This window comes from Streptomyces thermoalcalitolerans (genome assembly GCF_039525155.1).
Taxonomy (GTDB): Bacteria; Actinomycetota; Actinomycetes; order Streptomycetales; family Streptomycetaceae; genus Streptomyces; species Streptomyces thermovulgaris.
The window spans coordinates 1-13,586 of record NZ_BAAAHG010000084.1; the positions used below are offsets into that span (position 1 = coordinate 1).

Consider the following 13,586-nt stretch of genomic DNA (forward strand, 5'->3'; position numbering starts at 1 on the left):
CTGCTGCGCGGCGGGCGGGCGCGGAACTGGCCGCCGCCGCCACGGGGGCCGCCGCGGCCGTCCTGCCCGAGGACCTGGGGGAGCGCGTGATGCTCGGCGACACGGGGGCGCACGCCCTGGGCGCGGCCCTCGGCATGGCCGCCGTCGCGTGCAACGGGCGCGCCGGATTGGCCGCGCACGCTCTCGCGGTGACCGCCGCCGCCGTGTACGGCGAAAAAATGAGCGGGCAAAAGGGGGTACTACGCCCGCGACTTCACTCGTTCGAGTGACTTGTCCGTACGGACATCCTTGAAGTCGGGGCGGTACGCCGGACAAGAGCGCGCGGTCGGGGTCCTCGGCTCGATACCTTCTGTACGACCTTCTGTACGTTTTCCCATGGTCGTTCCATGGTCGTTCCCATGGTCGTTCCCGTGATCGCCCGACGCCGAACCAGGAGCCCGGCCCCGTGAGCCCCGTGAGCCGCCGCACACCGCACGGTCAGTCTCCGCTGCGCACCGTGCAGGTGCTGGGCGGAGGCAACGCCGGCAGCAGCGCGCACGTACGGTCGCTGGCCGCCGGGCTGGTGGCCAGGGGCGTACGGGTCACGGTGTGCGCCCCCCGCGAGGCCGACCGTGCCTACGGCTTCACCGACGTCGGCGCCCAGCACGTGCACGTGCCCCGCAGCAATGACCCGGTGTCCGTGGCCACGCTGCGCACGGTCTGCGCCGACGCCGACCTGGTGCACGCACACGGGCTGCACGCCTCCTTCCGGGCGGCGCTCGCGCTCAGCGGCCGGAACACCCCCCTGGTGGTCACCTGGCACACCTACGCGCACGCTGAAGGGGCCCGCGCGCATCTGCTGCGGCTGCTGGAGCGCCGGGTGGTGAGGGCCGCCACCGTCGTGCTCGGCACCACCTTCGGGCTCGTCGACCGGGCCCGCCGCCGGGGCGCCCGGGACGCGCGGCTCGCCGCCGTCGCGGCACCCTGGCCGCCCGCCGGATACGAGCGTCCGGACCGCCCGCGCCCCAAGGTGCGGGCCGAGCTCGGCGCCCTGGGCCGCCCGCTGCTCCTCGCGGTCGCCCCCCTGGAGCCGGACCACGGCCACGAGCTGCTGCTGGACGCCGCCCGCACCTGGCGTCTGCTGGACCCCATGCCCCTGGTCCTCGTCGCGGGCGAGGGGCCGTTGCGCCCCCGGCTGCAGCAGCGGATCGAGGAGGAGGAACTGCCCGTCCGGCTCCTCGGGCGGTGCGAGGACGTCGGTGAGCTGCTGACGGCGGCCGACGTGGCGCTGCTGCCCAGGAGCAGGGAGGCCCGCCCGGTCCTCGCCCAGGGGGCGCTGCACGCGCGCGTGCCGCTCGTCGCCGTGCGCACGGACGGCCTCACCGAACTCGTGGGCGACGCGGCCGAACTGGTCCCGGACCAGGACGCGGAGGCCTTCGCCGATGCCGTCGCACGGCTGCTGGGCGACCCCGGACGCCGGCAGGAACTGCGGGAGATGGGCGCACGGCAGGCCGCCACCTGGCCCACCGAGGACGAGACGGTCGCCCAGGTGCTCAGCGTCTACGACGAGCTGACCCGGCCCTGGCCGCCGAACTGACGATCCGTCAGGGAACGTGCCGGCGGGCCCGCAGGGCCAGGCTCAGCGCCAGCACCGTCTGCGGATCGTCGAGGTCGGTGCCCAGCAATTCACTGATCCGGGCGAGACGGTTGTAGAGCGTCTGCCGGTTCAGATGCAGCTCGCGCGCCGTCTCCGCCTTGCGGCCCGCGTTCGCCAGATACGCCTGGAGGGTGGGCAGCAGCGGCGGTTTCGAGCGGCGGTCGTGGTCCACCAGCGGGCCGATCGCGCGGTCCACGAAGGCCGCCAGGTCCGGGTGGCCGCGCAGCCGCCACAGCAGCAGGTCGATGTCCAGACGGCGGGCGTCGTACCAGGGCCGGTCCGGCAGCCCCAGCGCCGCCGTCGCCGCCTCGGCCGCGTGCCTCAGACCCGCCGGGACCGTCGCCCAGCCCCCCGCCATCCCGACGACCACCACCGGCGGCTGCCCGCCCGGCCGGTGCATCCCCGCACGCTCCGCACCCGCCCGCAGGGCCGCCGCCACCCGGTCCGCGACCGCCGGCCGCTCCGCCTCCGAGCGCAGACCGGCCAGCAGCAGCACGCGGCCCTCCAGGGGCCGCACGCCCAGCAGCACCGGCACGCCCACCGAGGCCAGCTCCTGCGCGACCGCACGGGCCAGCACCGCCCAGCTTCCGCCGCCGGACGCCGGACGCGGACCCGCGGCGCCCCCGGCGGACGCGAGCGTGTCGCCCGGGCGCATCACAACGGGCAGCAGCGGGCCGTTGCCCGGCTTGAAGCCGAGCACACGGGCCTGGGCGGGGGCGTCCTCGGCGGCGATACGGCCCTCGGCGAGATCGGTGAGGAAGTCGCCGCGGCCCCGCGCCGCCAGCTCCTCCTCCTGACGGGCGTGCATCAGCACCACGGCCAGGATGCCGGCCGCCCGCTCGGCCGCCATCCGGTGCACCGGGGCCAGGGGCGAGCGCACCGGCAGCATCACCAGCCGGGCGCGCACCGAGCCGGTGCCGGGGCTGCCGCCGGGGACGTCCACGAGGACCGAACCGGCCGGGGGAGGGGCGTCCTTGTGCTGGGCGCGCAGCCCCTCCCAGACCTGCAGCGGATCGGCGCCCTCGGGGCCGGAGCCGGCCGCGTACAGCAGCTGCCCGTCCGGGGTCTCCAGGAAGACGGGGTTGCCGCAGAAGTCGGCCAGGATGACCAGCACCTGGGGCACCCCGCCGCCGTCGAGCAGTGCCCGGGTGCAGCGGCGGTGCACCTCCTCGGCCCGCTGGAGCAGCGCGTAGTGGCCGTTGACGATCTCCGTGTGGATCTCCTCGGTGACCGTCACGAACGGCACCTCGCGGTGCAGCTGGATGAGCGGGAGACCGGCGCTCCGGGCGGTCTCGACGAGAGCGGAGGGCAGACGGGCGAAGCGGGAACCCAGCTCCACGACGAGGGCCGCGATACCGCGGTCGGCGAGGGTGCGGACGAAGGCACGCTGGTCGGCAGGACGGCTGCCGACGCCGTAACCGGTGGTCAGGAGGAGTTCGCCGCCCTTGAGGAGGGAGGCGATGTTGGGGACCTCTCCGGTGTGCACCCAGCGGACGGTGCGGTCGAGCCGGTCGGCACCGGCCACGACTTCGGGCAGGCCGCTGCGCAGACCGGGCAGTTCGAGGGCCCGCCGGACGGTGATGCCGGTGCCCTCCGGGTTGAGGCTGCGGTCCATGGAAGCGGACGCTACCCGGGCCCGCGGCACCGCGGCAGCCCGGGGCGCCCCGAGGTGTCCGGGGACCCCGAGGTGTCCGGGGACCCCGGGCCGGGGCGACCGTGCGGCGGCGTGCCCGCCCGCGGGCGCGGGGTGCCTCCCCGCGCCCTCCCCGAGCCCCCGAGCCTCTCGAGCAGGGGTGCCCCGGGTGCGGTCCGGCACCGGGGAGGACACGGCTGCCCCGGCACCGGGGAGGCGCGGACCGCCCGCGGCCGCGCGCCCTCAGCCTCCGTACGCGCCGCTCGCCGTCAGACGCAGGGCCGTGTCGATCAGGGGGACATGGCTGAAGGCCTGGGGGAAGTTGCCCACCTGGCGCTGCAGCCTCGGGTCCCACTCCTCGGCCAGCAGCCCGAGGTCGTTCCTGAGGGACAGCAGCTTGGTGAAGAGCTTGCGGGCCTCGTCCACACGGCCGATCATCGCCAGGTCGTCGGCCATCCAGAACGAGCAGGCGAGGAAGGCGCCCTCGTCGCCGGGCAGGCCGTCGACGCCCGCGTTGTCGCCGGCGGTCTGGTAGCGCAGGATGAAGCCGTCCGGCGTGGACAGCTCGCGTTGAATGGCCTCGATGGTGCCGATCACCCGCTTGTCGTCCGGCGGCAGGAAGCCCACCTGCGGGATGAGCAACAGGGACGCGTCCAGCTCCCGGGAGCCGTAGGACTGCGTGAAGGTGTTGCGCTCCTTGTCGTAGCCCTTCTCGCACACGTCCCGGTGGATCTCGTCGCGCAGCTTCTTCCACCGCTCCAGCGGGCCGTCCACGTCGCCGGACTCGATGAGCTTGATGGTCCGGTCGACGGCGACCCACGCCATGACCTTGGAGTGCACGAAGTGGCGGCGCGGGCCGCGCACTTCCCAGATGCCCTCGTCCGGCTCCTGCCAGTGCTTCTCCAGGTACTCGATGAGCTTGAGCTGGAGCAGGGAGGCGTAGTCGTTGCGGGCCAGGCCCGTCATGTGGGCCAGGTGCAGCGCCTCGATGATCTCGCCGTAGACGTCCAGCTGGAGCTGGTGCGCGGCGCCGTTGCCGACCCGGACCGGCGCGGAGTTCTCGTAGCCGGGCAGCCACTCCAGCTCCGCCTCGCCGAGTTCGCGCTCACCGGCGATGCCGTACATGATCTGCAGGTTCTCGGGGTCGCCGGCGACCGCCCGCAGCAGCCACTCGCGCCAGGCACGGGCCTCCTCGCGGTAGCCGGTGCGCAGCAGCGAGGACAGGGTGATCGCCGCGTCCCGCAGCCAGGTGTAGCGGTAGTCCCAGTTGCGTACGCCGCCGATGTCCTCCGGCAGGGAGGTGGTGGGGGCCGCGACGATGCCGCCCGTGGGGGCGTACGTCAGGGCCTTGAGGGTGATCAGGGAACGGATCACGGCCTCGCGGTAGGGGCCGTGGTACGTACAGTGCCCCACCCACTCGCGCCAGAACTCCTCCGTCGCCTCCAGGGACTGCTCCGGCTCCGGCAGCGGCGGCGCCTCCTTGTGCGAGGGCTGCCAGGAGAGCGTGAAGGTGACCCGCTCACCTGCCGCGACCGTGAAGTCCGCGTAGGTGGTCAGCGATTTGCCGTAGGTCCTCGCCGGTGTGTCGAACCACACGGAGTCCGGACCCGCCACCGCCACCGTGCGCCCGTTGCGCCGGTGCACCCACGGCACGATCCGGCCGTAGGAGAAGCGCATGCGCAGCGTGGACTGCATCGGGACCCGGCCCGAGACCCCCTCCACGATACGGATCAGCTGGGGTGCGCCGTCGCGCGGGGGCATGAAATCGGTCACGCGGACCGTGCCGCGCGGGGTGTCCCACTCGGACTCCAGGATCAGCGAGTCACCGCGGTAGGTGCGCCGGGTCGCCGCGGGCGGCTCGCTGCCGGCCGGGTGGGCGGGACCGAGCCGCCAGAAGCCGTGGTCCTCGGTGCCCAGCAGGCCGGCGAAGATGGCATGCGAGTCGAAGCGGGGCAGGCACAGCCAGTCCACTGTCCCGTCCCGGCAGACCAGGGCAGCGGTCTGCATGTCTCCGATGAGTGCGTAGTCTTCGATACGCCCGGCCACGTGCAACTCCAGTCGAACGGCCACGTCACACCCCGCGAAGGGGCTGTCGCTAGTGCGGTCAAGGGGTGGTTGTAAAGCGCATTGAGCGGGCAGCGCGCCGGTCAACCACGGGGGGCGGACCGACAACTCCTGCTCAACGAACTGACGAGCTTTCGTTGTTTCCGGGGCATTACGGGCGGGGGTGGTGCCGTGTTGCCGGCCGGGCTCCTCAGTGAGTGTCCGAGCAGGATACGACGCATGTAGATGATCTGCGTGCCGCTCCCGGCAACCCGCATGCGCTGAATGAGTGAGCCATGGCTGAGAGCCCCGTGTGTGGTACGTACCCGTGTCGGAAGGGGTGCGGAACGTGGCCGTGAGCCACGCCCGCCCGGCGCTGATACCCTGGTAGCCCGTGGACCGGTGGGCTCGAACCCCCCGAACCGCAGCGACGGCACCTCAGCCGGATCTTCCGGGTTCCCCGGGCCGGACCGCCGTACCGCACGACCAACCGCGACCACGGGAGCCCTCTCTTGGCCATGCCGTCCAAATTCACGACGACCAAGCACATCTTCGTCACCGGAGGTGTCGCCTCCTCGCTCGGCAAGGGCCTGACCGCATCGAGCCTCGGAATGCTGCTCAAGGCCCGTGGCCTCCGCGTCGTGATGCAGAAGCTCGACCCGTACCTGAACGTCGACCCGGGCACGATGAACCCCTTCCAGCACGGTGAGGTGTTCGTCACCAACGACGGCGCGGAGACCGACCTGGACATCGGTCACTACGAGCGCTTCCTCGACCGGGACCTGGACGGCAGCGCCAACGTCACCACCGGCCAGGTGTACTCCTCGGTGATCGCCAAGGAGCGGCGCGGCGAGTACCTGGGCGACACCGTGCAGGTCATCCCGCACATCACCAACGAGATCAAGCACCGCATCCGCCGCATGGCCACCGACGACGTGGATGTCGTGATCACCGAGGTGGGCGGCACGGTCGGCGACATCGAGTCGCTGCCGTTCCTGGAGACCGTCCGCCAGGTCCGCCACGAGGTCGGCCGGGACAACGTGTTCGTCGTGCACATCTCGCTGCTGCCCTACATCGGCCCCTCCGGCGAGCTGAAGACCAAGCCGACCCAGCACTCGGTGGCCGCCCTGCGCAACATCGGTGTGCAGCCGGACGCGATCGTGCTGCGCTGCGACCGCGAGGTGCCCACCGCGATCAAGCGCAAGATCTCCCTGATGTGCGACGTCGACGAGGCCGCCGTGGTGGCCTGCCCCGACGCCCGGTCGATCTACGACATCCCCAAGGTCGTGCACTCCGAGGGCCTGGACGCCTACGTGGTGCGCAGGCTCGACCTGCCCTTCCGGGACGTGGACTGGACGACCTGGGACGACCTGCTGGACCGCGTCCACAACCCCCGGCACGAGGTCACCCTCGCCCTGGTCGGCAAGTACATCGACCTGCCCGACGCCTATCTGTCGGTGACCGAGGCGCTGCGCGCGGGCGGCTTCGCCCACCGGGCCCGGGTGAAGATCAAGTGGGTCACCTCGGACGACTGCAGGACCCCGGCGGGCGCCGAGGAGCAGCTCGCCGACGTCGACGGCATCTGCGTCCCGGGCGGCTTCGGCGACCGCGGTGTGCTGGGCAAGGTCGGCGCGATCCGCTACGCCCGTGAGAACCGGATCCCGCTGCTGGGACTGTGCCTGGGCCTGCAGTGCGTCGTGATCGAGGCCGCGCGCAACCTCGCGGGCATCCCGGACGCCAACTCCACCGAGTTCGACCCGGCCACCGCCCACCCGGTGATCTCCACCATGGCCGAGCAGCTGGACATCGTCTCCGGCGAGGGCGACATGGGCGGCACGATGCGGCTCGGCATGTACCCGGCCAAGCTGGCCGAGGGCTCGCTCGTGCGCGAGGTCTACGGCGGCAAGGAGTACGTCGAGGAGCGGCACCGCCACCGCTACGAGGTCAACAACGCCTACCGCACGGAGCTGGAGAAGAAGGCGGGCCTCGTCTTCTCCGGCACCTCCCCGGACGGCAAGCTCGTCGAGTACGTGGAGTACCCGCGCGACGTCCACCCCTACCTGGTCGCCACCCAGGCGCACCCGGAGCTGCGGTCGCGCCCGACACGCCCGCACCCGCTGTTCGCGGGCCTCGTGAAGGCCGCGATCGAGCGGAAGAATTCCAAGTGACACACCCGGTTGTACGGTTGCGGGGGTGCGTTCCCTCAACGGTGGGCGCCCCCGCTTCGTCCGCGCACCTTCGGTGCACGTCGCACGGTCGGAAGGACAGGGCATGACGATCAGGGACACTCCGGAGGAGTGGGAGATCCGGGCGACGGACACGCCCTTCGTGGGCAACAAGACCTCCGTCCGCACCGACGACGTGGTCATGCCCGACGGCTCCGTGGCCCGCCGCGACTACCAGGTCCACCCCGGGTCCGTGGCCGTCCTCGCCCTCGACGACGAGGACCGGGTGCTGGTGATCCGCCAGTACCGCCACCCGGTGCGGCAGCGGCTGTGGGAGATCCCGGCCGGCCTGCTCGACGTGCCCGGCGAGAACCCGCTGCACGCCGCCCAGCGCGAGCTGTACGAGGAGGCACACGTCAAGGCCGAGGACTGGCGGGTGCTGACCGATGTGTACACCACCCCCGGCGGCTGCGACGAGGCCGTGCGGATCTTCCTCGCCCGGGGGCTGTCCGAGGTGGAGGGCGCGCGCTTCGCGGCGGAGCACGAGGAGACCGACATGGAGCACGCGCGCGTGCCGGTCGACGAGCTGGTCCGCGGCGTGCTCGCGGGCGAGTTGCACAACAACTGCCTTGTCGTGGGCGTCCTCTCCCTGGTCGCCGCACGCCAGGGCGACGGCCTCGACGCACTCCGCCCGGCGGAGGCCCCCTGGCCGGCGCGCCCCTTCGAGTCCTGAGCACGGCCGGAGCACGAACGGGAACACGGCCGGGTGCGGCCGGCCGGGGCACGGCCAGGGCACGGAGGGCGGCCCGCCGACCGGGAGCCGCCGCGGTGCGACCATCGTCTGATCCGGTCGGGCGACCTGCCCGCCGTGGTTTTTCCGGAAGGCCGCGGAGCGTGAACTAGGCTCTGGACAGCGCCCGGACCGGAGTCCCGGCGGGCTTGCGTGTGCGGTGGGACGGGAGTGTGGCCCGTGACGGACCAGGCGGTGGACGCAGGCGGGGTGAGCCTGTCCGGAAGAAACCGGTTCCCCGCGGCCGCCGACAGCTCCTTCCTGGGCCGCACACGGGAGTTGAAGGAGCTGCGCGCCGACATCGAGCGGGCCGGGCTCGACACCCTCTCCGGCCGCAAGGCCCCCCGCGCCCGCGTCCTGCTGATCGCGGGCAGGCCCGGCTCCGGCCGTACGGCGCTCGCCGAGGAGCTCGTACGGCAGGTCGCGGACGACTACCCCGACGGTGTGCTGCGCGCCCGGCTCACGGAGCCCGACGGCACCCCCGTACCGGTCGAGCGCGCCGCCCGCGAACTGCTCACCGCCCTCGGCCTGCCCGCCCCGCCCGGCGCCGACGAGGACGAGCTGACCGCGACCCTGCGGGACGCGCTCGCCGGGCGCCGGGCGCTGCTGCTGCTCGACGACGCGGCCGGCGCCGGGCAGGTCGACGCGCTGCTGCCCGACAACGCCGACTGCCTGCTCGTCGCCGTCTCCCGGGGCCCGCTCACCGGGATCGCGGACGTCCGCCCCTGCACGCTCGGCGGACTGGACACCAAGTCCGCCGTGGAGCTGGTGGCCCAGCACATCGACCCGGTGCGCATCACCGTCGACCCGCGCGCCGCCGAAAGCCTGGTCGAGATCTGCCAGGGCCAGCCCGCCGCGCTCACCCTGGCCGGGGGCTGGCTGGCCGCCCACCCCAAGGCCGCCGTCGCCGACCTCGCCGGGCAGCTGCACGCCGACACCGACGAGGGCCCCGCGCTCGCCCGGGTGCTGCGGCTGGTGCACGCCACCCTGCCGGGCCCGGCCGCCCGGGTGCTGCGGCTGCTCTCCCTCGCCCCGGCCGGGGACGTGGACCCGCACATCGCCTCCGCGCTCGCCGGCTGCTCGGTCGAGGACGCCCGCGTCGTCCTCGACGACTTCGCCGCCCTCGGCCTGCTGCGGCCCCTGCCCACGCCGCTGCCGTGCTACGAGGTCCCCGGCTGTCTGCACCCGCTGCTGCGGGCCCTCACCGAGCGCCACGACCGCCCCGGCGAACTGCAGCTGGCCCGCGCCCGGATGCTGGAGCGGATGGTGCGGCTGCTGCAGTCCTGCCGCGCGATCACCGAGACCGACAGCCCCGAGACCCGCGAGAAGCTCAAGAGCCTGCCGCCCGCGCTGCGCTTTCCGACCCCCCGGGCCGCCGAGAACTGGTTGCGTGCCCGCCGGCCCGCCCTGCTCGCCGCCGCCCGGCTCGCGGTCGCCGACGGCGAACTGGACACCCTGGCCCGCCGGCTGATGTCCCAGCTGGTGCGGGCCATGGTCGCCCACCTCGGCACCCGGGCCGCCGCCGGTGACCTCTACGACGTCCACCGGCTCGTCCTCCAGGTGGCCGAGCGGCAGCGGCTGCCCCGGGAGAAGGCCGCCGCCCTGCTGAACCTCGCCGACCTGGACGCCCGTACCGGCCGCACCCCCCAGGCACTGACCCGCTACCGGGCCGCGCTGGACGCCGGACGCGAGGCGAACGACCCGTACGCGACCGGCCGCGCGATGGAATCCGTGGGCGGCGCCTACCAGGAGCTCGGGGACCACGACCGGGCCGCCGACTGGTTCGGCCGCGCCCTGGTCCAGCGCCTCGCGCGCGAGGAGCGCGAGGACGCCGCCCGCCTCTACGGCCGCATCGCCACCGCGCACACCCGCGCCGGCCGCTACGACGAGGCCCTGCGCAACTGGCGGGCGGCCGCCGCCGTGCACCGCAAGGCCGGCGACGCCTCCGCCCAGGCACGGGTGGTGAGCGAACAGGCGCGCGTGCACGAGTACGCCGGGCGGCCCGAGGAGTGCCTGCGCCTGTGCCAGGAGGCCGTCGAGTGGGCGCGCCGTGCCGAGGACGTACGGCTGCAGGCGGAGCTGCAGATGCGGTTCGCCGGCACCCTGGAGCGGCTGGGCGATCCGGTCGCGGCGGCCCTGCACCGCCAGGCGGCCGCGCGTCTGCTGGGCGACGACATCCACATGGGCACGGACGGCGACGTGACGGACGCCTGGCGGGGACAGGATGCGGGAACCTACGAAATCCGCAGTGCCTTCGCCAAAGATTGATGCAATGAAAGGCTAGACAGGACGAACGCCTTCATTAGACTGGTTCTGCCGCTCGTTCCCCTGCGGTGTATCCCGGTACGTACCCCTATGCCGGGGTACGTGTTGCATTGCCATGAATCCCTGAGCCAAGGACCGTGATCGACGTGAAGGTCGGCATCCCCCGCGAAGTCAAGAACAACGAGTTCCGGGTGGCCATCACCCCCGCCGGCGTGAACGAGCTGGTACGCAACGGCCATCAGGTCGTCGTCGAGCGGAATGCCGGCGTCGGCTCCTCGATACCCGACGAGGAGTACGTGGCCGCCGGCGCCCGGATCCTCGACACCGCGGACGAGGTCTGGGCCGAGGCCGACATGGTGCTGAAGGTCAAGGAGCCCATCGCCGAGGAGTACCACCGCCTCCGCAAGGACCAGGTCCTCTTCACCTATCTGCACCTGGCCGCCTCCAAGGAGTGCACGGACGCCCTGCTGGAGGCCGGCACCACGGCGATCGCCTACGAGACCGTCGAGCTGCCCAACCGCACGCTGCCGCTGCTCGCTCCCATGTCCGAGGTGGCCGGCCGGCTGGCCCCGCAGGTCGGCGCCTACCACCTGATGCGCGCCTCCGGCGGCCGCGGTGTGCTGCCGGGCGGCGTCCCGGGCGTGCCGGCCGGTGAGGCGGTCGTCATAGGCGGCGGCGTCTCCGGCTGGAACGCCACGCAGATCGCCATCGGCCTGGGCTTCCACGTGACCCTGCTCGACAAGGACATCAGCAAGCTCAAGGAGGCCGACAAGGTCTTCGGCACGAAGGTCAAGACCGTCGTCTCCAACTCCTTCGAGCTGGAGAAGGCCTGCCTCGAGGCCGACCTCGTCGTCGGCGCCGTGCTCGTCCCGGGCGCCAGGGCCCCGAAGCTGGTCAGCAACGAGCTGGTGTCCCGGATGAAGGCCGGAAGTGTTCTTGTCGACATCGCGATCGACCAGGGCGGCTGCTTCGAGGACTCCCGCCCGACCACGCACGCCGAGCCGACCTTCAAGGTCCACGAGTCGGTGTTCTACTGCGTCGCCAACATGCCGGGCGCGGTGCCCAACACCTCCACCTACGCCCTGACCAACGCCACGCTGCCGTACATCGTCGAAGTCGCCAACCGCGGCTGGGTGGAGGCGATGCGCCGTGACCCGGCGCTGGCCAAGGGCCTCAACACCCACGCCGGCAAGGTGACTTACCGCGAGGTCGCGGAGGCGCACGGCCTCGAGCACGTCGCCGTGGAGTCCCTGCTGGGCTGAGCGGTCGCCAAGTCGCCAGGGCGTACAAGGCGATACATCAACGCGCCTCCTCAACGATGCATCTTCGGCCGGACCTTGAGCGTCAAGGTCCGGCCGGATGCGTGCGGGGGCACCCCCGTCGCAGCCGGTCAACTCGCCTCGAACGCAACCATTCGACCGATTCACGCACCGGTGAAACCTCTTGTGCGACGGCCGTACGCCCTTGACAGCCGGATGTTTCATTGCCGACACATCGGGCCGGGTCCGGCGGATTGTGTTGCTGCGGACGCCCGACACGCCATAGAGTCGCCAACCGTCGGCATGGTGCCACGCTGACCTGTCTAGAAGTTTCCTGGTCACCAAGGAGGTAGGACGACTTGTGAATGAGTCGACATTTTCTCCCGAGGGTGGTCAACCAGGAACGCCTGCGCGGGGCCAGGGTCCCACGGGGCTCGAAGCTGTCGGCTCCGTCGCTGTGCGCACCTTCACAGCCCACCAGAGCCACCGGATGTCAGCGGTGGCTCAGTCAGCACACCAGAGCATGGATGGCCATCACGTGAACGCCATGGCCGGCGACGGAAGTGGCGCGCCCCACGACCACTTCGCCGACTACGACGACCTGCCCGACGGGCATTTCTACGACCCCGACGCCGAGTACGAGCCCGACCCCGAGTACGCGGCCACGCTCGCGCCCGACGCCGCGCGCCAGCGCCGTGAGCGCATCGGCCCGACCGGACGTCCGCTGCCGTACTTCCCGATCCCCGGTCCGCTGACCGACCACGGCCCCGCGACGATCATCGCGATGTGCAACCAGAAGGGCGGCGTCGGCAAGACCACGTCGACCATCAACCTGGGCGCCGCGCTCGCGGAGTACGGACGCCGGGTGCTGCTCGTCGACTTCGACCCGCAGGGCGCGCTGTCGGTCGGGCTCGGCGTCAACCCCATGGAGCTCGACCTCACCGTCTACAACCTGCTCATGGAGCGGGGCATGTCCGCGGACGAGGTCCTGCTGAAGACGGCGGTCCCCAACATGGACCTGCTGCCCAGCAACATCGACCTGTCGGCCGCCGAGGTCCAGCTGGTCTCCGAGGTCGCGCGCGAGTCGACACTGCAGCGGGCGCTGAAGCCGCTGGTGGACGACTACGACTACATCATCATCGACTGCCAGCCCTCGCTCGGTCTGCTCACCGTCAACGCGCTCACGGCCGCGCACAAGGTGATCGTGCCGCTGGAGTGCGAGTTCTTCGCGCTGCGCGGTGTCGCGCTGCTGACCGAGACCATCGAGAAGGTGCAGGAACGGCTCAACCCGGAGCTGCAGCTCGACGGGATCCTCGCCACGATGTACGACTCGCGCACCGTGCACAGCCGTGAGGTGCTCGCGCGTGTCGTGGAGGCATTCGACGACCACGTGTACCACACGGTCATCGGGCGCACGGTCCGCTTCCCGGAGACCACGGTCGCCGGTGAGCCGATCACCACGTACGCCTCCAACTCCGTCGGCGCCGCCGCCTACCGCCAGCTTGCCAGGGAGGTGCTCGCCCGGTGTCACGCCGAGTGAGTCTGCCGGGGGCCGACGAACTGTTCCGTACGACAGGGGGAATGGCGCTCCAGCCGTCCACTCCCCGGCGACAGACGGGCAGCGGCGAGCCCCGGGTGCCCGCTCCCGCGGGGGAGGGCGACGCGACGGCCGCCCCGGCGGAGGACGCACCGCAGTCGGTGCCCGTGCAGGGCGGCGACGGCGAGGGCGTGGAGCACGTGGCGGCGGAGGCGGCACCGCTGGACGCGGGCGAGTCCCGCAGCCGGTCCACCGCGG

At 72.4% G+C, this 13,586-nt stretch carries 8 protein-coding genes and 2 pseudogenes; 8 read left to right on the forward strand and 2 right to left on the reverse strand.

The window, feature by feature from the left end; genetic code table 11:
- A pseudogene (locus ABD224_RS27760) lies at nucleotides 1-269 on the forward strand (hypothetical protein); the annotation flags it as partial.
- A gap of 176 nt (nucleotides 270-445) precedes the next feature.
- Nucleotides 446-1,576 carry a glycosyltransferase family 4 protein gene (locus ABD224_RS27765; RefSeq protein WP_344054783.1) on the forward strand — a complete coding sequence of 377 codons (1,131 nt, stop codon included), beginning with the start codon at nucleotides 446-448 and terminating at the stop codon, nucleotides 1,574-1,576.
- A gap of 7 nt (nucleotides 1,577-1,583) precedes the next feature.
- On the opposite strand, the gene ABD224_RS27770 is transcribed toward ABD224_RS27765, so the two are convergent.
- Both ABD224_RS27770 and ABD224_RS27775 read right to left on the reverse strand, forming a co-directional pair.
- The gene (locus ABD224_RS27770) at nucleotides 1,584-3,251 is read right to left on the reverse strand and encodes a PucR family transcriptional regulator (protein WP_344054785.1); all 1,668 of its coding nucleotides are present in this window, start codon (nucleotides 3,249-3,251) and stop codon (nucleotides 1,584-1,586) included.
- A 261-nt stretch (nucleotides 3,252-3,512) separates the two neighbouring features.
- Nucleotides 3,513-5,315, reverse strand: coding sequence for a glycoside hydrolase family 15 protein (locus ABD224_RS27775; RefSeq protein WP_344054797.1), 1,803 nt, complete (start codon nucleotides 5,313-5,315; stop codon nucleotides 3,513-3,515).
- A gap of 515 nt (nucleotides 5,316-5,830) precedes the next feature.
- Between ABD224_RS27775 and pyrG the strand changes: the two genes are divergently transcribed.
- From pyrG to ABD224_RS27805, 6 genes and pseudogenes are all read left to right on the forward strand, one after another.
- A complete protein-coding gene (gene pyrG / locus ABD224_RS27780) occupies nucleotides 5,831-7,480 on the forward strand; it encodes a CTP synthase (RefSeq protein ID WP_344054787.1) in 1,650 nt (549 codons plus the stop codon).
- Nucleotides 7,481-7,583: 103 nt separating this feature from the next.
- The gene (locus ABD224_RS27785) at nucleotides 7,584-8,210 is read left to right on the forward strand and encodes an NUDIX domain-containing protein (protein ID WP_344054789.1); all 627 of its coding nucleotides are present in this window, start codon (nucleotides 7,584-7,586) and stop codon (nucleotides 8,208-8,210) included.
- A 237-nt stretch (nucleotides 8,211-8,447) separates the two neighbouring features.
- Nucleotides 8,448-10,535, forward strand: a complete 2,088-nt coding sequence (locus tag ABD224_RS27790; RefSeq protein WP_344054791.1) for a tetratricopeptide repeat protein — start codon at nucleotides 8,448-8,450, stop codon at nucleotides 10,533-10,535.
- A 134-nt stretch (nucleotides 10,536-10,669) separates the two neighbouring features.
- Nucleotides 10,670-11,794: an alanine dehydrogenase gene (gene ald, locus ABD224_RS27795; RefSeq protein WP_344054793.1), complete on the forward strand. Its 1,125-nt coding sequence runs from the start codon at nucleotides 10,670-10,672 to the stop codon at nucleotides 11,792-11,794.
- Between the two features lie 358 nt (nucleotides 11,795-12,152).
- Complete coding sequence (locus tag ABD224_RS27800) at nucleotides 12,153-13,331, forward strand: ParA family protein (RefSeq protein ID WP_344054795.1); 1,179 nt, start codon at nucleotides 12,153-12,155, stop codon at nucleotides 13,329-13,331.
- Nucleotides 13,316-13,586 (forward strand): annotated as a pseudogene (locus ABD224_RS27805) (hypothetical protein); the annotation flags it as partial. The gene ABD224_RS27800 and the pseudogene ABD224_RS27805, both read left to right, overlap by 16 nt.